Raw genomic sequence first — 20,215 nt, forward strand, 5'->3', positions numbered from 1 at the left:
CTTTGGGCCGGCGGTTGTACCCGGTGGTGTAAATCACGTAGGCCTGGTGGGCCCGGGTGGCCGTTTTCCCGGGCGCCCGGGTCGGCCGGTCGGCCGCGGCCGACCGGCCCTCGCCCAGCAGCAGCACCGCCCGACCGGTCAGACCGGGGTGGTCGGCGAACTCGGGCTGCGCCAGCACGAGTCCGGCCCCGGAGTCGGCCAGCATGAAGGCCAGCCGCTCGGCCGGGTACTCCGGGTCCAGCGGCAGGTAGTGGCCGCCCGCCTTGAGCACCGCGAGCAGCGCGACCACCGTGCCGGGCCCGCGCACCGCGCAGACTCCCACGGCCGTGCCCGGCCCCACTCCCGACTCCCGCAGCAGGTGCGCCAGCTGGTTGGCCCGTTCGTCCAACGCCCGGTAGCTCACCCGCAGTTCGCCGTACGCCAGGGCGGTTGCCCCGGGCCTGGCGGCCGCCTGCTCGGCGAACATCTCATGCACGCACCACTGCGGCGGCACAGTGGCGGCCCGGCCGACCGTGGTCCTCATGCGCCCTGGCTCGCCTGCTCCATGCGGCGACGCAGGCTCAGCGGACGCATGTCCGTCCAGACCCGGTCGATGTGGTCCAGGCACTCCTGCCGGGTGCCCTCGGTGCCCTCGCGGGTCCACCCCGGCGGGACCTCCCGCTCGGCGAGCCAGATCGAGTACTGCTCCTCGTCGTTGAGCACCACGTAGTAGGTGCGCTCGTCGGTGTCCTCGTCCGCCATGTCCGCCTCCTCGGCGTGCTGGTGGCCGGCGTGGTGGGCCGGCGTCGTTGCCCCGAAGACTGGCCCGCGGGCCGGGGGCGGCCATAGGGAAGAACCGGCGCAACCTCACGCAGTCCGCGGTGCTTCCAGGACTGCCGGTCCTTCTCTGTCGCACCCGGCCCGGGACGACGCAGGCTGGCCGTACCCCTCCGGAAAGGACCACGCATGCCCCTCGACGGCGACACCCTGACCGCGCCGCTCGGGCGTCCGGCGCCCGGCAGATCCGCCCTGTTCGACACGATGGAGGCCGAAGTCCGGCTCTACTGCCGCAAGTTCCCCGTGGTCTTCGACCGCGCCAAGGGGGCCGAGCTGTTCACCGAGGACGGCCGGGTGTTCCTGGACTTCTTCTGCGGCGCCGGGGCGCTCAACTACGGGCACAACCCGGAGCCGATCAAGCGGCGGCTGGCCGACTACCTGGCCCGCGACGGCATCGCGCACGGTCTGGACATGTTCACCGTGGCCAAGCGGGAGTTCCTGGCGCGGCTGGACCAGGTGGTGCTGCACCCGCGCGGGCTCGACCACAAGGTGCAGTTCTGCGGCCCGACCGGGGCCAACGCGGTCGAGGCGGCGCTGAAGCTGGCCCGCAAGGCGACCGGCCGGCGCGGCTTCGTCTCGTTCGCGGGCGGCTTCCACGGCATGTCGCAGGGCGCGCTGGCGGTGACCGGCAGCGGCTCGGCCCGGCGGGCCGGCGGATCGGCGCCGCAGGAGGTGACCTTCGTGCCGTTCGAGGACGGCCCGCTCGGCCCGTTCGACTCGATCGGCTACCTGGAGCGGATGCTCGCCGACCCGTCCTCGGGCCTGGAGCCGCCGGCCGCGGTGATCGTGGAGCCGGTGCAGTTGGAGGGCGGCGTCTACCCGGCCTCGGCCGACTGGCTTTGCCGGCTGGCGGAGTTGACCCGTCGGCACGGCATCCTGCTGATCGCCGACGAGATCCAGACCGGCTGCGGGCGGACCGGGACCTTCTTCGCCTTCGAGCAGGCCGGCGTGGTGCCGGACCTGATCACCGTCTCCAAGTCGATCGGCGGCTACGGCCTGCCGCTCTCGCTGCTGCTGATCCGCCGCGAACTCGACGTGTGGGCGCCGGGCGAGCACACCGGGACGTTCCGCGGCAACCAGCTCGCCTTCGTCGCCGCCACCGCCGCGCTCGACTACTGGGAGCAGGACGCGTTCCACGCCGGGCTGGCCGCCGCCGCGCAGCGGTTGCAGGGCTTCGGGGCCGAGTTGGGCGGGGAGCTGCCGGGGCTGGCGGTGCGCGGCCGGGGCATGGTGCTGGGTCTGGACCTGGGCGCGGTCGGCGGCGAACAGCGGGCCGCCGGGGTCCAGCAGTACTGCTTCGAGCACGGGCTGATCGTCGAACTGGCCGGCCGCCACGACGAAGTGGTCAAGATCATGCCGCCGCTGACGATCGATCAGGACCGGCTGGAGCAGGGCCTGGCCGTCCTGCGCGAGGCGCTGCAGGCCGGTTGAGCCGCCCTTGTCAGAAGCATTGAGCGGGCGGATCCCGCGCCCTAGACTCTGCGCGGTCCGCGGCCGGTCCCTCGGGCACCAGGTGTCGTCAGCCACCACAGGACCGGTCGGCGGAACAGGCTCCCCGGTGCCCGGACTGCAGGATCCGGCCCGTGCCCCGGGAGTCGGCAAGTCCCCCTAACAACCCTCAAGGAGGACTCTTGACGCACCACCCCACCCGCACCGCCCGCTGGCTGCTCGCCGGGATCAGCAGCCTGGCGCTGGCCGGCTCGGGGGTGCTCGCCGCTCCGACCGTGGCCGCCTCGGCCTCCGGTTTCCCCTCGGTGCGGCCGACCGTGGCCGACTACGTCCAGCTCGCCGCGGGCGACACCCCGCCCACCATGGCGCAGTGCGCCACGGCCGGCCGCCGGTGCTTCGGCCCGCAGGCGGTGCGCGCCGCCTACGACGTGACCGCGCTGCACGCGAACGGGTACGACGGCCGCGGGCAGACCATCGCCGTCGTCGACTCCTACGGCAGCGACACCATGGCCCACGACCTGCACGTCTTCGACCAGGCCTTCGGCGTGGCCGCGATGTGCGGGGAGGAGGCGGTGACCTGCCAACCGGGCATGCCGAGCTTCAGCGAACTGCACGTGCAGGGCTCGCCGTCGACCAACCCGCCGCCCGGCAGCAGCAAGGGCACCGGCCAGGAGGACAAGAGCGCCTGGGCGCTGGAGGTCGCACTGGACGTGGAGACCGCGCACGCGATGGCTCCCGGTGCCAACATCCTGCTGGTCACCACCCCGACCGCCGAGACCCTCGGCGTGCAGGGCCTGCCGACCATGATGAACGCCGAGCAGTACGTGGTGGACAACCACCTGGCCACCGTGATCTCGCAGTCCTTCGCCTCCGCCGAGGGCGCGTTCGCCAGCTCGCAGTCGGTCCAGCAGTTGCGGCACGCGTTCGTGTCGGCCGCGCAGAACGGCGTCACGGTGCTCGGCTCCTCCGGTGACAACGGGACGGCCGACAGCACCAAGAGCCCGGTGAAGGCCGGCGGGACCCCGATCCCCTACCCCTCGGTCGAGTGGCCGGCCTCCGACCCGCTGGTCACCGGCGTGGGCGGCACCAACCTGTGCACCGACCCGACCGCCACCGACGCCCGGGTCACCGACAGCTCCGACAACCCGGCCACCTGCCAGTCCCACCCCGGCGCGGCCGAGGTCGGCTGGACCGACTCGGGCGGCGGGTACAGCCAGTTCTTCGCCCGCCCGGACTACCAGGCCGCACTGCCGGCCGGCAGCACCGCGGTCGGCGCCATGCGCGGTGTGCCGGACGTGTCGCTGCAGGCCTCGCCGGGCACCGGCTCGCTGGTGTACGTCTCGCTGCCGCCGGACGGGCTGAGCGGCCTGCACTGCGGTGCGGCGCCGTGCAGCACCGGCTGGTACGACATCGGCGGCACCTCGCTCGCCTGCCCGGAGTGGGCCGGCCTGGTGGCGATCGCCGACCAGCTGAACGGGGGCGGCCTGGGGCTGATCAACCCGGCGCTGTACCGGCTCGGCGCGGACCCGGCCAGGTACGCGGCGGACTTCCACGACGTGACCATCGGCAACAACACCACCGACCCGTCGGTGCCGGGCTACCCGGCCACCACCGGCTGGGACCCGATCACCGGCCTGGGCACGCCGGACGCGGCGAAGCTGCTGCCGGACCTGGTCGCGGCGGTGCACGCGGGCTGAACCACGCTTCCTCCCGCTCGAACTGATTGACCGTCAGGGCCGTTGTCGGATCCGTCCGGCAGCGGCCCTGACGCGTGTCCGGACGCGTGCGCGGACGCGTGTCCGGACGCGTGCGCGGACGCGTGTCCGGACGCGTGCGCGGACGCGTGCGCGGACGCGTGCGCCCGTGCCCCCGCGGGGCCCCGCACCGCGACCCGGCTCCCCCACCCGTTCGCCAGACCGACGCCAGTTGTCTAACCAACTGACCAGTGACGGCCCACCGACGGCCCAACAATCCCAGAGCGCCGCGATTGGGCTAGCCCAATTGCGAGCATGAGCATGCGTGAGCCGCCCGAGCCCACCCCCGCACCAGCAGGACCCCCCCGCAAGAGTCGGTGCCCCCCCCCCCCCCCCCCCCCCCCCCCCCCCCCCGCCGCCCCCCCCCCCCCCCCCCCCCCCCCCCCCCCCCCCCCCCCCGCCCCCCCCCTCAGCAGAAGGACGCCCCGTCATGAGTCGGTCCGCCCTCCCGTCCCCCTCCCCCTCCCGCAGGCGCGGCAGCACCGCCGCCGCGCTCGCCACCGCCCTGCTGGCCGTCGCGGCCCCGCTGGTCGCGGTCACCCCGCAGTCCGCCTCCGCCGCCACCCAGAGCGCCAACCTGCTGCTCAACGGCGACGCCGAGACCTCGCAGTGCAGTCCCGGCGGCTGGGAGGAGACCACCGTCCCCGGCTGGCAGCTGACCTCCGGCGACCCGGTGATCAACTGCTACGGCGTCCCGACCGGCGCCGCCACCACCACCCCGGGCTCACCGACCAAGGGCGGCGCCTACTTCCAGGGCGGCTCGCGCGGCTCCTCCGAGATGACCCAGGTCACCGACGTCTCCTCGGCCGCCACCGCGATCGACGCGGGCGGCGTGCACGCCACCGTCGCCGGCTGGCTCGGCGGCGTGGGCAGCTACGACGACGCGGCCGGGGTCACCGTCACCTACCGCGACGCCGCCGGCAACGCACTGGGCACCTCCACGATCTCGCCGGTGCTGGCAGCCGACCGCAGCAGCACCACCTCGTTCGTGCAGCGCAGCACCACCGCCGCCGTGCCGGCCGGGACCAGGTCCATCCGGACCGCCGTCGACTTCACCATGACGGGCACCCAGAACGACGGCATGGCCGACGACCTGTCGCTCACCCTGGACACCGCCGTCACCGCGCCGACCCTGACCGTGCCGGCCTCCACCGTCCCGGGCTACGACCACGTGTTCTTCGTGATGATGGAGAACAACAACTACTCGGCCGCCTCGAACACCGCCGACGGCGGCGCCGGGGTGATCGGCAACTCGGCCGCGCCGTACATCAACAACACGCTGGTCCCGATGGGCTCGCTGCTGTCGAACTACCACGCGGGCACCCACAACTCGGACCCGAACTACGAGCAGATCGCCTTCGGCAACTCCTACGGCCGCAGCGCCAAGGCGGTCGGCGGCAACAACTCCAACTGCATCACCAGCACCGCCTGCACCGCGACCAACAACGGCCTGAGCGACAACCTGGACGCCGCCGGCAAGACCTGGAAGCAGTACGTCCAGACCCAGACCAGCAACTGCCAGACCACCACCAGCGGCGAGTACGAGAACGACGACGTGCCGTTCTACTACGCCGCCCGGATGAAGAACGACAACGCGTACTGCCAGGCCCACTGGCAGCCGCTGCCGCAGCTGCTGAACACCGACCTGGCCGCCACCGCGACCACCCCGAACTTCGTCTGGGCGGACGCCGACTCCTGCAGCGACATGGAGGACTGCGGCATCGCGGCCGGTGACACCTGGCTCTCGCAGACGATGCCCACCCTCTTCACCTCCCCGGCCTGGACCCAGCAGAAGTCGCTGCTGATCATCAGCTGGGACGAGGACGGCAGCGGCGCCCCGGGCGGCTTCGGGCCGGGCCAGACCAACCAGGTCCCGACCATCGTGATCGGCTCCCAGGGCACCGTGAAGGCCGGCTACCAGGACGCCAACCGGTACGACCACTACAGCACCGCCCGCACCATCGAGGGCGCGCTCGGCCTGACCAGCACCATGACCAACAACGACAAGTGGGCCACCCCGTACAACGAGGTGTTCGCCGCCGCCTCGCCGGTGAGCGTCAGCAACCCGGGGGCGCAGAGCGGCACCGTCGGCACGGCCGCGTCGCTGCAGCTGACCGGCACCGACACCACCTCCGGCCAGACCCTGGGCTGGACCGCCACCGGCCTGCCGGCCGGCCTGTCGATCAGCGCCTCGGGCGCGGTCTCCGGCACCCCGACCACCGCGGGCTCGTACGCGGTGACCGCCACCGCGACGGACGGCACCGGCGCCGCCGGCTCCGCCACGTTCACCTGGACCGTGGCCGCGGCGCCCGGCTCGACCTGGTCGGTGCCGATCGTCAACGCCGGTGCCGAGACGGGCGCTTGCGGCACGGGCAGCGGCGGCCACGCCGCCCAGGGCTGGACCGCCACCTCCAACCAGCCGCAGCAGGTCTGCTACGGCGCGCCGACCTACCCGGTCACCTCGCAGGGCCCGCAGGCTCCGGAGACCCCGGGCAACGCCTTCTTCGACGGCGGCCCGTACGCCTCCTCGCAGATGACCCAGACGGTGAGCGTGTCGAGCCAGGCCTCGCAGATCGCGGGCGGCACCCTGCCGTACAAGCTGTCCGGCTGGATCGGCGGCTACAGCACCCAGGGCGACAGCGCGGGCGTGGTGGCCACCTTCCTGAACGCCGCCGGCACCTCGCTCGGCACCGCCACCCTGGCCACGGTCACCCCGGCGATGCGCAACAACCAGACCGTGCTGCTGCACGAGACGGCCACGGGCACGGTCCCGGCGGGCACGGCGTCGGTGAAGTTCACGGCCACCTTCCAGCGCTCGGCGGGGACGGACGACGACGGGTACGTGGACGACCTGTCGATGACCTTCGGCAGCTGAGCGGGCCCTGCTGGACCTGAACGAGTCCGGCAGGACCTGCGCGGCCCGGCGGCTCCACGCTGCCGGGCCGCTTCGCGCTCCACCGGGGACCGTGCCCACCCCGACCGGCCGGGCGGGCGCCCGGCCTCGGATACGCTCGCTCGGTGAGCAGCCTCCCCGTCGAGCCCGTGCCCTCCCCGACCCCGCTGGCCGCGGTCCGCTCGGGGGTGCCGGAACACGGCGAGCCGCCCAAGTACTTCCAGGTCAAGCAGAAGATCGACGCGGTCTTGGAGGAGCTCGGCCCGGGCGCGGCCCTGCCCACCGAGCGTCAGTTCGCCGACCGCTTCGGGGTCTCCCGGATGACCGTCCGCCAGGCCATCCGCGAACTGCGCCTGGAGGGCCGGGTCCAGCGCAGCGGCCGCTCCTCGGTGGCCGGCCGCCCCAAGCTCGTGCAGCCCCTGACCCTGGCCAGCTACACCGAAGGCGTCCGCCGCCAGGGGCGCGAGCCGGGCCGCGAGCTGATCGAGTTCGAGCGCCTCGCCGCCGACGCCGCGCTGGCGACCGGACTGCAGGTGGAGATCGGCGCGCCGGTCTACCACCTGGAACGCCTGCTGCTCGCCGACGAGGAGCGGGTGGGCCTGGAGAGCACGTACCTCTCCGCAGCCCGCTTCCCCGCCCTGATCGACGAGTTCGACCCCACCACCTCGCTCTACGCCCACCTGCGCGGCATCGGCGTGGTCTTCGCCGACGCGGACGAGCGGATCGAGACGGTCCTGGGCTCCCCGCGCGAGGTCCAGCTGATCGGCACCAGCCCGGCCCTGCCCATGCTCCTCCTCAACCGAGTCACCCGAGACCGCCAGGGCCGACCGGTGGAGTGCGTCCGCTCGTTGTTCCGGGGGGACAGGTTCAGCTTCACCGCTCACCTGACGGCGGAGGAGGAGTGAGCGCCGTGCTGTGCCGCCACGTACTCCGCGCACATCCCGGCTCCTACGACCGGGCCGCGCCGTGCTCCAGGTACACGGTCTCGCCCCGGGACCGGGCGGCGAAGGCGGCGTGGACGCGGCGGGCCAGTCGCGGGATGAGGAGTTCGTCGACCTGCTCGCCGGGACAGTAGGCGTACTCGCCGATCTCGACCCGGTCGACGGCGATGCGGCTGCGCTGCTCCGCAGGGAGAACACCGCCGTCGAAGACGAAGAGGAGCTTGTCCCCCTCGGTGTCATGGGGCGCCCAGTCCACCACGAGCAGGCGGCCGATCGCAGGAGTGATGCCGAGCTCCTCCCCGACCTCCCGGGCAGCGCCTTCGCTCGGCGTCTCACCGGCGCGCAGGTAACCGCCGGGGATCTCCCACCCGGGCTTGTAGGTCGGCTTCACGAGGAGAACGCGGTCGTCATCGTCGAAGAACAGCACGCCGGCGGCGGTACGGGGCCGGGCCACGACTTCCTCGCTCTGCGACTCGCTCACGGGGACGACGATAGCCGCCCGCCGCGATCACGCGGCGAGGCGCGTTCAGTGAGCGGCCTCGACGAGCAAGCGGTCTGGTTCACCACGCTGTTGACGCACCCAGCTGCCACGCGACGAAGCAGTGGCGGACCCTGCTCGGGGCCCGCTCCGCTGCCTTCCACGTGGGAGCACCCGGTGGGCTGCGCAGGCCGGGGGTCCAGTCAGCCGCCCTGCTCGATCCGCTCGAAGATGTCGCAGTCGGTCTCCCGGTGCCACTCGGGGAGGTCGTCCCAGTCCGCCACGTAGCTGGGCTTCGGGTCCTCGAAGTGCTTGTGGATCTGCGCGATCCAGCAGAGCGCGACGAACCGCCCCTTCTGCTCCCGGGAGAGCTTGGCCGTGCTGCCCCCGGAAAGGCGCACGAAGTCGGCAACCTGCTGGTGGACGGCTGCGGCGGACTCCCGCTCCCAGGCCGGCGAGTCGGCCCACGGCGCGATGTAACTGGCCTTCGGCTCACCGGGGAAGTACTTCTTCACTCCCTCGACCCAGACCTCGTGGAAGAACTCGCCGGGCTCCAGGGTGGTGGTGTCGGTCACGGCGCTCCTCTGTGAGTGATCTGCTCGCTGAGACACGAGGACGACTCTACTCAGCAATCACTCGTCCTTGCTGACGCACGGAGCCGCGTCGGGTAAGCACAGCGCATCAGTCCTTGCCGAAGCTACCGACCTTGACTCCGCCCACGAAGGCTGCGAACGACGTGCTGGGGAAGGTGAGGGCCGGTCCGTTGGGGTCCTTGGAGTCCCGGACGGGCAAGATGCCCGGAATGCCGTCAGCAACCTCTACACAACCACCGGATCCGTTGCTGTACGTGCTCTTTCGCCACTGCGCGGCAGTCAGGTCAACACGGTCCTGCATGGCCGTTCAAGCTCCTTCCGCGCCTCCCGGATCACCTCCAAGGATGCAGCACGCGACAGCGCCTCCACTTGGAGCCGATCGTAGTCGGTTGCCCAAGCGGCAACAGTCTCAGGATCGCGCTCCAGGTAGCCCCGTTTGGCCGACTCCGTGTAGCCCAGCAGAGTCCGATTCGGCGTACTCAGAAGGACGATCGAGTGGGTGAACGGGTGCTCTGCGCCAAGTGAGTACGGTGCGATCTGAAGCACCACGTTCGGGCGCTCCGCCAGCTCCTCCAGTCGCTGCAGCTGCCGCACCATCACCTCGCGCCCGCCGATCGGCCGGTGCAGGCAGCTCTCGTCCAGGACTGCATGCACCATCGGAGGCGATTCTCGAGCGAGGCACCGCTGGCGTGTGAGCAGCATCTTCACTCGCTCACTTGCCTGCAATTGAGTGGCCCGACCACGACGCACGTTTCCGCTCTCCCAAGCGACGGCGTACTCCTCCACTTGGAGAAGGCCGGGGATGAGCCTGAACTCCACCAACCGGATTCCGGTCGCCTCGGCCTCCTTGCCGATGAACTCACTGAATCCTTCGATGAATGCGTTGAGCTGAAGTTGGCGCCACATCAATTCCAGCATGCCGCCAGTCTTCAGCCTCTCGTCGGCCGCCTTCCGGAAGTTCGGGCTCGGGGGTCGCTTCGCCAGCTCGACGCTGGAGATGTAGGCACCCGAGTAGTTGATCAACTTGCCGAGCTCAATCTGCGTCAGCTCTCGCGACTCCCGGGTCTGCCGAAGCAGAACAGCCCATGCTGCCAGCGCTGATGAGGATGGATCAACTGTTCGACGGTTCATCGAGACCCCAACTTAACCTCTGCCAGGTGGCGAATTGAACTGCTTCCGATCGTAGCCCGCCACGACGATCCTTAGTAGCGGAACGGTCACGGAGCGCTGTCACTCACTTCGTGAGCCGTCGCCCTGCCCATCTCACACAAAGGGTGAACCACCCGAATGGACATGCGACTTGAGACCCAAGAACAGCGCCGCATCCGCGAGTTCCGAGAGCTCGCCGAGTACGCGGTCCAGCGTCTGGAGGGCGCTCTGCGCATCTCTGGCCTCCCGTTTCTCCCGTCGCTCGCCGCCGGGCGGATCACCATCACCGAGTACGGCGCGCACATCAACCTCGGGGGCTGCAACCCGCACACCATGCTGGCGCTGGCCGACTGGGTGGAAGCCCACGCGCGGTGCACCGGGCGGATCGCGCGCGGTGCGATCCTGCCCGCTCGATTGGCCGAGCTGCCCGTACTGCACAGCAAGTTGAGGAAGCATGACGCAGAAGAAGAAGAGCCGACTGACCCTGCACGTCTACCGGATCGGCGCTGACGGCACCCGGACCGACCTGGGCAGCGACGAGATCACGGCCGGCGCACCGTACGACCCCTTCGGCCCGTCCTACGAACTCCCGTGCCGGTGCAGGCGCTGCACCGCTGCGCGCCAGGAACAGGCCGACGAGCCGGAGGCCGTCGCGTGATCGCCCTCCCCGCCCCGACCCCCGTCCCGGGCTGCCCCACCTGCACCACATTCCACCACCAACTGGTCGCCACCCCACCACACACCTCCGCCGCGACGGACCTCCGCGTGCTCTGGCGCCGCCACCAGGCCACCAGCCACGGGATCACCATCCCCGGCGCACGCACGTGACGACCGAGAGCACCCCGAACCGATCGCCAACGCCCAAGGAGACATGCATGAGCACGACCACACCGCCGTGGGGCACAACCCGGATGGCGCCCTTCGAGGTGTCCGAGCCCCTACCCGCCACCACCCCGGTCATCGACCCCACCACCCAGGTGGCCGTCCACTACGACGACCACGGCCACCGCGTCGACCTGGGAGCCCACGGGACCAGTACCAACACGACCACGCCGACCAGCACGGGCGGCGGTGACGGGCAGAGCGGCACCCAGAACCAGCCGACCGACATGGACAGCCTGCCCGCCAACGACCAGGACCAGGGCACGGGCTGACGTGGCCTCCGTTCAGCCCGAATCGGTCCTGGTCCTGACCAACCTGCACGACGCTACGGCGGACCTGGTTCTGCGCATCCTGGCGGAGCGGCGCGTACCCGTGGTGCGCCTGGACCCGGGTGTCGACCTGCACCGCGACGCCTCGCTGACCGCCCGCTACGGGACGGGCGGCCGCCGAGGCAGTCTGCTGACTGCCACCCGTGCCCTGGACCTCGATGTCGTCCGCTCCGTCTGGTACCGGCGCCCGACCTCCTTCCACGGCCCGCCCGACCTCGGCGGGCAGGAAGCGAAGTTTGCGGGTGCGCAAGCCTTCTGGGGTGCCGGCGGAATCCTCGCCAGCCTCTCCGGCGCGCACTACGTCAACCACCCTTGGCAGGTGAGGAACGCCGAGTACAAGCCCGCCCAACTGGCCGCTGCCCAGCACTGCGGGCTTCTGGTGCCCGACACGGTCATCACCGCGGACCCCGCCGAGGCCCGGGAGTTCTGCCGTGCCCGGGCCGCGGTCTACAAGCCCCTCTGGAGCACTCCCTACGTGGGCCCGGACGGCAGTGCCCAACAGGTCTGGGTTCGCGACGTCCGTACCGAAGAGATCACCGATGCCGTGTCGGCCTGCCCGCACCTCTTCCAGGCCAGGGTCGACAAGTCCGTCGACGTCCGCCTCACGGCGGTCGGCGGCAAGCTCTTCGCCGGTGCGCTGGAGAGCCCGGATCTCGACTGGCGCAGACGGCAGGCCCTTCTGACCTGCGAACCCGTGGCGGTCCCCGACCCGGTGGCTGCCGGCGTGGCCGCGTACCTCTCGCGCATGGGATTGGTCTTCGGAGCCTTCGATTTCGCGGTCGGCAGGGACGGCACGTGGTACTTCCTGGAATGCAACCCGAACGGCCAGTGGGCCTGGCAGCCGCCCCGGCTCACCCGGCCCATCGCCCACGCGATCGCCGACGAACTGGAGAACCCGCCATGACCTCCGCCGCCGCCCTGCGCGCGCAGCTGGTCGCGAAGCTCACCGACGAGGGCACGCTCACTGATCCCGCGTGGCGCGCCGCCGCCGCGCGGGTGCCGCGCGAGTTGTTCGTCGCCGGGTACTTCGCCGAGGTGCCGGGCAGCAACCCGACCAGCTACCGGCCGGTGCAGCCGGACTCACCGGGCTGGCTCGAATCCGTCTATGCCGACGAGACCCTGGTCACCCAACTCGACGGGCGGATCGACGCAGGTGCTGCAGGGACCGGGCCAGTGACCGGCGCGCCGTCGTCCTCCTCCACGCTGCCCTCGCTGGTGCTGCGGATGTGGCACCAGCTCGGGGTCGAGGACGGCCACCGGGTGCTCGAAGTCGGGACCGGTACCGGCTACTCGACCGCGCTCGGGGCAGCCCGGCTGGGCTCCGAGCAGGTGGTGAGCATCGAGGTGGACCCGGGCGTGGCCACGCGCGCAGCGACGGCGATCAAGGCGGCTGGGTACCACCCCACCCTGGTGGTCGGCGACGGCCTCGACGGGTACCCGGACGGTGCTCCCTTCGACCGGCTGATCGCCACCTGCGCCGTGCGGTTCGTCCCGATGCCCTGGCTCTACCAAGTGGCGCCGGGCGGGCGGATCCTGGTCACCCTCACCGGGTGGTCCTTCCGGTTCGCCCTCGCACTGCTCACCGTCACCGAGCCGGGGCGGGCTCACGGACGATTTCTCCCCGGCTACACCAGCTTCATGGTGGCCCGCCCGCACGACCGGCCGCCCCGCCAGAGCCTGTGGCTGATGCCCGGGGACGAGCGGCCAACCCGCATCGACCCGGCTCTGATCAGCGATTGGACGGGCGGTTGGGTGGCCCAACTCGCCGCGCCCTCTGCCGAGCAGATGGGTTCGGGCAGCCACCAGATCCTCTCGGACGTGGCCACCGGCTCCCAGGCGCGCACTGCTCCTGATCCCGAAGGCGGCTGGACCGTCGTCCAACACGGTCCGTTGCGCCTCTGGGACCAGGTGGAGGAGGCCGTCGAACGCTGGCAAGCAGTCGGTTCACCGCACCAGGAGGGCTTCGGAATCACCATCACCGAGCACGGCCAGCGAGTCTGGATCGGGCACCCTGACGGCCCTGGGTGGCGGCTACCGATCTGAGGGCCCGGGACCGCCCTACTCCGCTGTCACGCCTCCACCTCGACCCCGTACTCCGCCAGCCACCCCACCAGCTCCCCCCGGGTGGCCCGCACGAGGCTGCCACCGGTGAACCGTGAGTCATCAGTCACCTCGGCGACGGCGTCGGCGGGCGGCGCGAACGAGGCCGCCTCCTCGTCCGTCCCGAACTCCGCCTCGGCGAGCACCAGTCCGGCCAACCGGCCGTCGAAGACGTCCACGCCCAGCGGTGGGAGGCTGAACCGGGTCTTGGTCAGCACCTCGGCCGGCAGCACGGCGAGCACGTCGTACTCGGCCTGCGACAGGTACGTGTTCGTGATGAGGCCCTGGATCGCACCGGCCCCGGACGCCGGGACCTTCTGGGTGAACTTGAGCTCGCAGCCGCCGCCGTCGAGCTCCACCCGCCGCAGGCGCAGCCGGGTGCCCGTCACGTACCGGTCGGTGATCACCCGCACCGCGGTGGCTGCCGCCGGATCAGGGGGCCCGGCCAGCAGGAACCGTCGCTCCCGCTCCACCAGGGCGTACTTGCCCGGGCGGGTCACGCGGTGGCCCCGCCCGGGAGCGCCGCCCACGCCTCGATCTCCACCCGGAACGCCGGGTGCACCAGCCCCACCACCTGGACCAGCGAGCACGCGGGCAGGCGCTCCGCGTCCAGGAACTCGTCCCGCACCTGACGGAACGCCGGCAGGTCGGCCAGGTCCACCAGGAACACCGTCAGCTTCACCACGTCGGCGAACCCGGCACCGGCCGCCCCCAGTGCCGTGGCCAGGTTGGCGAAGACCTGCCGCAGCTGGGCCACCGGGTCGCCCTCGCCCACCAGCTGCCCGTCCGCGTCCACCGGGACCTGGCCGGAGACGGCGACCGTCGGACCGGTGAACGACACCGCGTGGCTGTATCCGTTGACCGGCGGACTGCCCGCCGGCCGAAGGTGGTGCTGCATCAGTCCTCCCGTGACTTTTCCTGATGATCAGTCTGCCAGCCGCGCTCTACAGTGCCCCCATGATCCGGATCACCGTCGAGGACGTCCACGCCTCCGCCGAGCGCCTACTCCGCGCCGTCGAGAAGCTGAACCCCGACGACCTGCGCGCCCCGTCCGCCCTACCGGGCTGGACCCGTGCCGATGTCGTCGACCACCTCACCGCCGCCGCGCACGCGTACCTCCGCCTGCTCGCCCTCGCTCGCGGCGCCGACCGGCCCCCGGCCCGCCCCGACGGGCTGCGGGCGAGCCTGGACCGCCTGCTCGCCGACGCCGCCGCGATGCCCGCCGACTCCTGGGACACCCTGGTCACCGCCCTCGCGGGCTGGCAGCACCCGGCCTGGTTCGTCCTGCACCGCTGCCAGCGCGAGCTGGAGACCCACCACGTGGACCTGGACCTCGACCACACCCCGGCCGACTGGCCCGCCGACTACGTGCGCTGGGCCCTCACCGACACCGTCGCCGGCCTGGCCGCCCGCGACTTCCCGCTCGGCCGGATCACCGCCACCGACCTCGACCTGTCCTGGCCGGTCGCCACGACCACCCCGGACGGGCCCACCGTGGCGGCCCCGGGCCACGCCCTGCTCGGCTGGCTCGCCGGCCGCACCACCCTCGAAGCCGCCACCGGCCCCCTCCCCACCCCGCCCCCGTGGCCGCTCCCACCGACCCCGGGCTGGGGCTGACAACCGCACCGGCCTCACACCGCGCCGTGGCGCGCCAGCACGGCGCGGGCGGCGGCCACCAGGGCCGCACGCAGCTCCACGGGCTCCAGCACCTCGATGTCCGCGCCCAGCGCGAGGAACTCGCCGCAGGCGTGCTCGACCGACTCGATCGGCAGGACCGCGCGCGTCCAGCCGTCCGGCTCGACCGTGCCCGTCTCGGCCAAGGCGCTGGCAGCCGGCCCGGCGAACCGGCCCAACGCGGCGGGCGCGAGCCGGACCGTCGCGTCGGCCCGGTGCAGCCGGCGGTGGAAGTCGGCCTGGTGGTCCTCCCACCAGGCCGCGAGGTCGAAGTCGGCCGGCGGCGTGAACGTCTCCGCCACCTCGCCGGGCTCACCGCCGCCAGCGCCACCATCGCCACCGTCCCCGGACGGGAGACCGCCCTCGGGCGGGAGCACGGCGAGGATCTGGTCCACCCGGTACGTGAACGGCCCCGGCCCCGCCACCACGTACCAGCGCCCCGCCTTCAGCACCAGCCCGTACGGCTCCCAGCGCCGCGCCACGTCGGTGGGAGCCTTCCAGCGGCGGTACCGCACGTGCAGCACGCGCGAGTTCCAGACCGCGTCGGCGACGGCGCCGAGGAACGGGGTCTCGTCCCGGTCCGCGTACCAGCCCGGCGCGTCCAGGTGGAACCGCGACTGCACCCGCCCCACCTGGTCGGCGAGCGCCGCCGGCAGCGCGGCCCGGACCTTCAGCTGCGCGGCGGCCAGCACCGAGCCGAGCCCCAACTCGGCTGCGGGACCGGGCAGTCCGGAGAGGAAGAGCGCCTCGGCCTCGTCCGGGCTGAGCCCGGTCAGGCGGGTGCGGTAGCCGTCGAGCAGTTGGTAGCCGCCCCGGTGCCCCGCGTCGCCGTAGAGCGGGATGCCGGCGGCGTGCAGCGACTCCACGTCGCGGTAGATCGTGCGGACGGACACCTCCAGCTCCGCGGCGAGCTGGGCGGCGGTGACCCGGCCGCGGGTCTGGAGCAGCAGCAGGATCGAGACCAGTCGGCTGGCGCGCATGCGGTCATTCTCGCCGACTCCACTGACACAGGATGTCAGTGGAGCGGCCGTAGCTTCCTCGCATGACGAACGAGCACACCGACTCCCGGATCCCCTTCGACGGCTTCGACTTCTTCATCGGCGAGTGGGACGTCGCCAACCGCAAGCTCAACGACTTCCTCGACCCCGAGAGCGGCTGGGTCGACTTCCCGGGCGTCTCCCGCTGCCGCCGCCTGCTCGGCGGCACGGGCAACATGGACGAGATCGACTTCCCGACCCTGGGTGTGCAGGGCATGACGCTGCGGCTCTTCGACCCGGAGGCGAAGGAGTGGTCGCTGCACTGGGCCAGCACCCGGACCGGGCGGCTGGAGCCCCCGGTGCGCGGTCGGTTCGCGCTCCACGAGGAGGGGCTGGTCGGCGAGTTCGAGGGCGAGGACGTGTACCAGGACCGGCCGGTCCTGGTCCGCTTCCGCTGGGACGGCATCAGCAGCACCACCGCCCACTGGCAGCAGGCGTTCTCCGCCGACGGCGGGGAGACCTGGGTGACCAACTGGACCATGGCGTTCACCCGCCGCTAGCCCACCGGGCCGACCCGGCCCCGGGCCGGCCGGCTGGGGTCAACCGACCCGGGCCGGCCCGACGGTCCCTACGCCCGCACCACGCCCGCGAGCTTCTCCCGCACCGCCTCCGTGTCCGGGTGCTCCACCTCCTCGTACACGGCCAGCGCCCGCTGCCACGCGTCGCGGGCCGCACCCCGGTCACCGGCCGCGTCGCACGCGTCGCCGAGCTTGGCCAGCGCCCCCGCGCCCTGCTCCCGGGCGCCGAGTTCCTCGAACAGCGCCACCGCGCGGCGGTGCCGCTCGACCGCCCTGTCGTGGTCCGCCAGCCAGGTGTGGACGTCGCCGATGGTCTGGCAGGCCGCCGCCTCGCCGAACCGGTCGCCGAGTTCACGGAACAGGGCCAGGGCACGCTCCGAGCAGGCCAGCGCCTCCTGGTGCCGGTCCAGGCGGATCAGGACGTACGCCGTCTCCTGCAAGGTCCAGGCCTGGCCGGGCAGGTAGTCGGCGGCCGCGAACAGCTCGTGCGCCCTCGTGGTGTGCTCCACCGCCTCGCCGTACTCGCCCAGGCGCTCCAACACGAAGGCCAGGGCGCGGTGGCTGCCGGCCTCGGCCATCGGGTCACCGAGCGCCACGGACGACGCCAGCGCCTCCCGCCCGTGGGCGAGCGCCAGGTCGTTGAGGCGCAGTTGGTAGCAGGACTGCGACAGGAGGCGGTGGGTACGGCCCTGCGCCGCCGCGTCGCCGGCCCGCTCGGCCGCCGCCAGGGCGGTCCGCTCGGCGGCGAGCAGGTCGTGGTGCAGGGCCCGCAGGCCGAAGTAGGGGACCAGGGTCCAGGCGAGCCGCCAGGCGTGCGCGTCGTGTCCGGCACCGGCCGCCGCGCTGACGGCGGCCGTCAGCACCTCCTTCTCCGCGGCGAACCAGGCCATCGCCGCCTCGCTGTCGGCGGGTTCCTCCGGAACGGTGCCCGGGGTCACCGGGTCGGTGTCGATCGGCATCTGGTTCGGGAACAGCAGCAGCCCGGCGGCGCGGGCCGTGTGCAGGTAGTGGTCCAGCACCCGCAGACCGGCCCGGCCGGGTTCGTCCGCCCCCGCTCCGTCCCGGTCCCCGTCGGCCCCGCCCGCTCCGGCCCCCTCCCCCTCGGCGGCGTGCGCCTGCTCCACCGCGTAGACCCGGAGCAGGTCGTGGAACGCGTACCGGCCGGCCGTCTGCTCCGCCAGCAGGTGGGCCCCGACCAGCTCGGCGAGCAGCGCCCGCGTCTCGCGCAGCGGCAGGGCCACCAGGCTCGCCGCCGCCGCCGCGCTGATGTCGGGGCCCGCCTGGAGCCCCAGCAGCCGGAACACCCGCCGCGCCGCCGGGCTCAACTGCCGGTAGGACCACGAGAAGACGGCGCGGACGCTGGCCGACGGATCGCCGGCCTCCAGCTCGGCCAGCCGCTCGTCGCTGCGCAGCAGTGCGACCAGGCCGGTCAGCTCCAGGTGCGGCACGGTCGCGATCCGGGCCGCGGCGATGTTGAGCGCCAGCGGCAGCCGGGCGCAGAGCTCGGCGAGCTCCGCCACCGCCTCCGGCGCGGCCGCGGCCTGGTCGGCGCCCAGCCGGCGGGCCAGCAGGGCCACCGCCTCGGGCGCGGGCAGCAGGTCGAGCGGGACCGTCCGTGCGCCGTCCACCGCGACCAGGCCGGTGAGCCGGTCCCGGCTGGTGACGATCGTCAGGCAGCCGGCGGCGCCGCACAGCAGCGGCCGCACCTGCTCCGCGTCGCGCGCGTTGTCCAGCACGACGAGCAGCCGCCGGTCCGCCGTCAGCGAGCGGAACAGGCCGACCAGATCGTCGAGTTCGGACGGGATCTCGCCGGGCGCCAGGCCCAGCGCCCGCAGGAAGCCGCGCAGCACCTGCGCGGGCTCGACGCCCGGTCCGCTCGCGGGGTCGAACCCCCGGAGGTTGACGTACAGGCTGCCGTCGGGGAACCGCTCGGCGACCTCGCCGGCCCAGCGCACCGCGAGCGCGGTCTTGCCGACGCCGGCGGTGCCGACCAGCGCGACCACCGGCGCCGCGGCGTCGAGCAGCCCGGCGAGCGCGGCCAAGGCCGTCCGGCGGCCGGTGAAGTGCTCGATGCGGGGCGGGAGCTGTCGCGGGACGACGTCCACCGGCTTCACCGCCGCTGCGGGCGCGGGCGCTGCCGCGGGGCCCGCCGACCCGGTCGTCAGCAGCGCGGGGTCGCCCGCGAGGATCCGCTGGTGCAACTGCGCCACCACCGTGGACGGTTCGATGCCGAGCTCGCCGATCAGGTTCGACCGCAGCTGCTGGTACACCGCGAGCGCGTCGGCCTGGCGGCCCGTGCCGTACAGGGCGTGCATCAGGTGGCTGTGCACGCTCTCCCGCCACGGGTGCTCCCGGACCACCGGACCGAGCAGCGCCACGACCTCGTCGTACCGGCCGGTCCGCAGCCACGCCCGGGCGAGCAGCTCCACGGTCTGCAGCCTGGCCTCGCCGACGTGGTGGGGCTGCACCGCGTCCCGGGCTGACGGCACCGCGTCGGCCAGCGGCTCGCCCCGCCACAGGGCCAGCGCCCGGGACAGCTCCTCGGCGGCGGCCCGCCACTGCTCGGCCGCCAGGTACGCCGTCCCGGTCCGGCGCAGTGCCTCGAACTCGTGCAGGTCGAGCTCCCCGGGTCCGACCTCGACCAGGTAGCCGTCCAGCGTCCGCCGGACCCGTTCGGCGCCGGACGCACCGAGCCCGCGCCGCAGCCGGAGCACGAGGTTCTGCAGCGAGGCCTTCGCGGAGGCCGGCGGGGCCGCGCCCCAGAGCGCCTCGATCAGCCGCTCCTCCGACACCGACTGCCCGGCCTCGAAGAGCAGCACCGCGAGCAGGCTGCGGACCAGCGGCGCCCCGGCGGGCAGCTCCGTCCGGCCGTCCGTCACCGTCACCGGACCCAGTACGCCGAATCGCATCGGCCGGCCCCCTCGTCCCCCGTCGTACCTGCCCGTTCGGGCAGCGACGCGGATGTTAGCCCATTGTTAGCCCGCGCGGAGTGGCGGTGGAAATGATCACGTCAGCGGGTCGCACCGCAGCTCGGACCGTCGACCCCCCGGGGTCCGAGGAACCATCTTGGGAGAAACCATGTCCAGCCTGAAGAAGCGCTTCGCCACCGCGGCCGCCGTCGCGGTCGCCGCCCCGATGCTCGTCATCGCCTCCGCCGGTACCTCCAGCGCGGCGGGCACGGTGACCTGGCAGACCGACGGGAACTGCCTGGGCGTCGTGCTCAACTACCCCACCGCCCAGGGCATCGAGTTCACCGACCCGCTGTGGCTGCACGGCTGCAGCGCGCCGGGCTACACCTCGGTCACCTGGCAGGACACCAACTACGGCAGCAACCAGTGGACCGAGAAGCCGACCGCGGACACCAGCATGTGTCTGACGGCCTACTACGACCACTCGGTCTACCTGGAGACCTGCAAGAACGGCGGCGCGGGCAACAGCTTCGAGCGCTGGCACGAGATCAACAGCGGCGGCAACTGGTACCTGCAGAACGTCGCGACGGGCGAGTACCTCAACGCGAGCAACACCGTGTCGGCCCACACCAGCACGACCAAGCAGGCCTGGCACTGAGCACCGGGTGACTGAGGTGTGAGTCCGCACCGGCG

The 20,215-nt window shown here is 72.7% G+C and carries 22 protein-coding genes; 12 read left to right on the plus strand and 10 right to left on the minus strand.

Annotation, left to right across the window (positions count from 1 at the left end):
* Both ACFW1A_RS23690 and ACFW1A_RS23695 read right to left on the minus strand, forming a co-directional pair.
* Nucleotides 1-523, minus strand: a 523-nt coding sequence (locus ACFW1A_RS23690; protein WP_380411223.1) for an AMP-binding protein, incomplete at its 3' end; no start/stop codon positions are given.
* Nucleotides 520-741 (minus strand): MbtH family protein, encoded by a 222-nt coding sequence (locus tag ACFW1A_RS23695; RefSeq protein ID WP_380411225.1) that lies wholly within the window; start codon nt 739-741, stop codon nt 520-522. The genes ACFW1A_RS23695 and ACFW1A_RS23690, both read right to left, overlap by 4 nt.
* A gap of 204 nt (nt 742-945) precedes the next feature.
* Between ACFW1A_RS23695 and ectB the strand changes: the two genes are divergently transcribed.
* The 4 genes from ectB (at nt 946) to ACFW1A_RS23715 (ending at nt 7,817) form a co-directional block, all read left to right on the plus strand.
* A complete protein-coding gene (ectB, locus tag ACFW1A_RS23700) occupies nt 946-2,247 on the plus strand; it encodes a diaminobutyrate--2-oxoglutarate transaminase (protein WP_380411227.1) in 1,302 nt (433 codons plus the stop codon).
* 200 nt (nt 2,248-2,447) lie between these two features.
* Nucleotides 2,448-3,962 (plus strand): hypothetical protein, encoded by a 1,515-nt coding sequence (locus ACFW1A_RS23705; RefSeq protein WP_380411228.1) that lies wholly within the window; start codon nt 2,448-2,450, stop codon nt 3,960-3,962.
* A 487-nt stretch (nt 3,963-4,449) separates the two neighbouring features.
* Nucleotides 4,450-6,894 (plus strand): alkaline phosphatase family protein, encoded by a 2,445-nt coding sequence (locus ACFW1A_RS23710; protein ID WP_380411229.1) that lies wholly within the window; start codon nt 4,450-4,452, stop codon nt 6,892-6,894.
* 143 nt (nt 6,895-7,037) lie between these two features.
* Nucleotides 7,038-7,817: a GntR family transcriptional regulator gene (locus ACFW1A_RS23715; protein ID WP_380411230.1), complete on the plus strand. Its 780-nt coding sequence runs from the start codon at nt 7,038-7,040 to the stop codon at nt 7,815-7,817.
* 43 nt (nt 7,818-7,860) lie between these two features.
* On the opposite strand, the gene ACFW1A_RS23720 is transcribed toward ACFW1A_RS23715, so the two are convergent.
* The 4 genes from ACFW1A_RS23720 to ACFW1A_RS23735 form a co-directional block, all read right to left on the minus strand.
* Nucleotides 7,861-8,334 carry an NUDIX domain-containing protein gene (locus tag ACFW1A_RS23720; RefSeq protein WP_380411231.1) on the minus strand — a complete coding sequence of 158 codons (474 nt, stop codon included), beginning with the start codon at nt 8,332-8,334 and terminating at the stop codon, nt 7,861-7,863.
* Nucleotides 8,335-8,534: 200 nt separating this feature from the next.
* Nucleotides 8,535-8,906, minus strand: coding sequence for a hypothetical protein (locus ACFW1A_RS23725; RefSeq protein ID WP_380411232.1), 372 nt, complete (start codon nt 8,904-8,906; stop codon nt 8,535-8,537).
* 106 nt (nt 8,907-9,012) lie between these two features.
* A complete protein-coding gene (locus ACFW1A_RS23730) occupies nt 9,013-9,225 on the minus strand; it encodes a DUF397 domain-containing protein (RefSeq protein WP_380411234.1) in 213 nt (70 codons plus the stop codon).
* Nucleotides 9,204-10,055, minus strand: coding sequence for a helix-turn-helix transcriptional regulator (locus ACFW1A_RS23735; RefSeq protein WP_380411235.1), 852 nt, complete (start codon nt 10,053-10,055; stop codon nt 9,204-9,206). Before ACFW1A_RS23735 ends, ACFW1A_RS23730 begins: the two co-directional genes overlap by 22 nt.
* Nucleotides 10,056-10,211: 156 nt before the next feature.
* Here ACFW1A_RS23735 and ACFW1A_RS23740 point away from each other — a divergent pair, with 156 nt between their 5' ends.
* The 5 genes from ACFW1A_RS23740 to tgmC all read left to right on the plus strand — a co-directional run bounded on the left by ACFW1A_RS23740 (nt 10,212) and on the right by tgmC (nt 13,327).
* Complete coding sequence (locus ACFW1A_RS23740; RefSeq protein WP_380411237.1) at nt 10,212-10,583, plus strand: hypothetical protein; 372 nt, start codon at nt 10,212-10,214, stop codon at nt 10,581-10,583.
* Nucleotides 10,528-10,731 carry a hypothetical protein gene (locus tag ACFW1A_RS23745; protein WP_380411239.1) on the plus strand — a complete coding sequence of 68 codons (204 nt, stop codon included), beginning with the start codon at nt 10,528-10,530 and terminating at the stop codon, nt 10,729-10,731. The genes ACFW1A_RS23740 and ACFW1A_RS23745 overlap by 56 nt, the downstream gene beginning before the upstream one ends.
* 217 nt (nt 10,732-10,948) lie before the next feature.
* The gene (tgmA, locus tag ACFW1A_RS23750) at nt 10,949-11,227 is read left to right on the plus strand and encodes a putative ATP-grasp-modified RiPP (protein WP_380411240.1); all 279 of its coding nucleotides are present in this window, start codon (nt 10,949-10,951) and stop codon (nt 11,225-11,227) included.
* Between the two features lies 1 nt (nt 11,228).
* Nucleotides 11,229-12,188, plus strand: a complete 960-nt coding sequence (gene tgmB / locus ACFW1A_RS23755; RefSeq protein WP_380411242.1) for an ATP-grasp ribosomal peptide maturase — start codon at nt 11,229-11,231, stop codon at nt 12,186-12,188.
* On the plus strand, nt 12,185-13,327 hold the full coding sequence (gene tgmC, locus ACFW1A_RS23760) for an ATP-grasp peptide maturase system methyltransferase (protein WP_380411244.1): 1,143 nt from the start codon (nt 12,185-12,187) through the stop codon (nt 13,325-13,327). Before tgmB ends, tgmC begins: the two co-directional genes overlap by 4 nt.
* A gap of 26 nt (nt 13,328-13,353) precedes the next feature.
* Here tgmC and ACFW1A_RS23765 read toward each other — a convergent pair whose 3' ends face one another.
* Nucleotides 13,354-13,884 carry a hypothetical protein gene (locus tag ACFW1A_RS23765; protein WP_380411246.1) on the minus strand — a complete coding sequence of 177 codons (531 nt, stop codon included), beginning with the start codon at nt 13,882-13,884 and terminating at the stop codon, nt 13,354-13,356.
* Nucleotides 13,881-14,285 carry a RidA family protein gene (locus tag ACFW1A_RS23770; protein WP_380411260.1) on the minus strand — a complete coding sequence of 135 codons (405 nt, stop codon included), beginning with the start codon at nt 14,283-14,285 and terminating at the stop codon, nt 13,881-13,883. Before ACFW1A_RS23770 ends, ACFW1A_RS23765 begins: the two co-directional genes overlap by 4 nt.
* Before the next feature lie 56 nt (nt 14,286-14,341).
* Between ACFW1A_RS23770 and ACFW1A_RS23775 the strand changes: the two genes are divergently transcribed.
* The gene (locus ACFW1A_RS23775) at nt 14,342-15,001 is read left to right on the plus strand and encodes a maleylpyruvate isomerase family mycothiol-dependent enzyme (protein WP_380411248.1); all 660 of its coding nucleotides are present in this window, start codon (nt 14,342-14,344) and stop codon (nt 14,999-15,001) included.
* Nucleotides 15,002-15,015: 14 nt separating this feature from the next.
* On the opposite strand, the gene ACFW1A_RS23780 is transcribed toward ACFW1A_RS23775, so the two are convergent.
* Entirely contained in the window at nt 15,016-16,038 is a 1,023-nt protein-coding gene (locus ACFW1A_RS23780; RefSeq protein WP_380411250.1) for a helix-turn-helix transcriptional regulator, read from the minus strand.
* Nucleotides 16,039-16,100: 62 nt separating this feature from the next.
* Here ACFW1A_RS23780 and ACFW1A_RS23785 point away from each other — a divergent pair, with 62 nt between their 5' ends.
* Complete coding sequence (locus ACFW1A_RS23785; protein ID WP_380411253.1) at nt 16,101-16,595, plus strand: hypothetical protein; 495 nt, start codon at nt 16,101-16,103, stop codon at nt 16,593-16,595.
* A gap of 68 nt (nt 16,596-16,663) precedes the next feature.
* Here ACFW1A_RS23785 and ACFW1A_RS23790 read toward each other — a convergent pair whose 3' ends face one another.
* Nucleotides 16,664-19,522: a BTAD domain-containing putative transcriptional regulator gene (locus tag ACFW1A_RS23790; RefSeq protein WP_380411256.1), complete on the minus strand. Its 2,859-nt coding sequence runs from the start codon at nt 19,520-19,522 to the stop codon at nt 16,664-16,666.
* 169 nt (nt 19,523-19,691) lie between these two features.
* Between ACFW1A_RS23790 and ACFW1A_RS23795 the strand changes: the two genes are divergently transcribed.
* Entirely contained in the window at nt 19,692-20,180 is a 489-nt protein-coding gene (locus ACFW1A_RS23795) for a hypothetical protein (protein WP_380411258.1), read from the plus strand.
* Nucleotides 20,181-20,215 lie beyond the last annotated feature (35 nt).

Source organism: Kitasatospora sp. NPDC058965 (assembly GCF_042741245.1).
Classification (GTDB): Bacteria; Actinomycetota; Actinomycetes; order Streptomycetales; family Streptomycetaceae; genus Kitasatospora.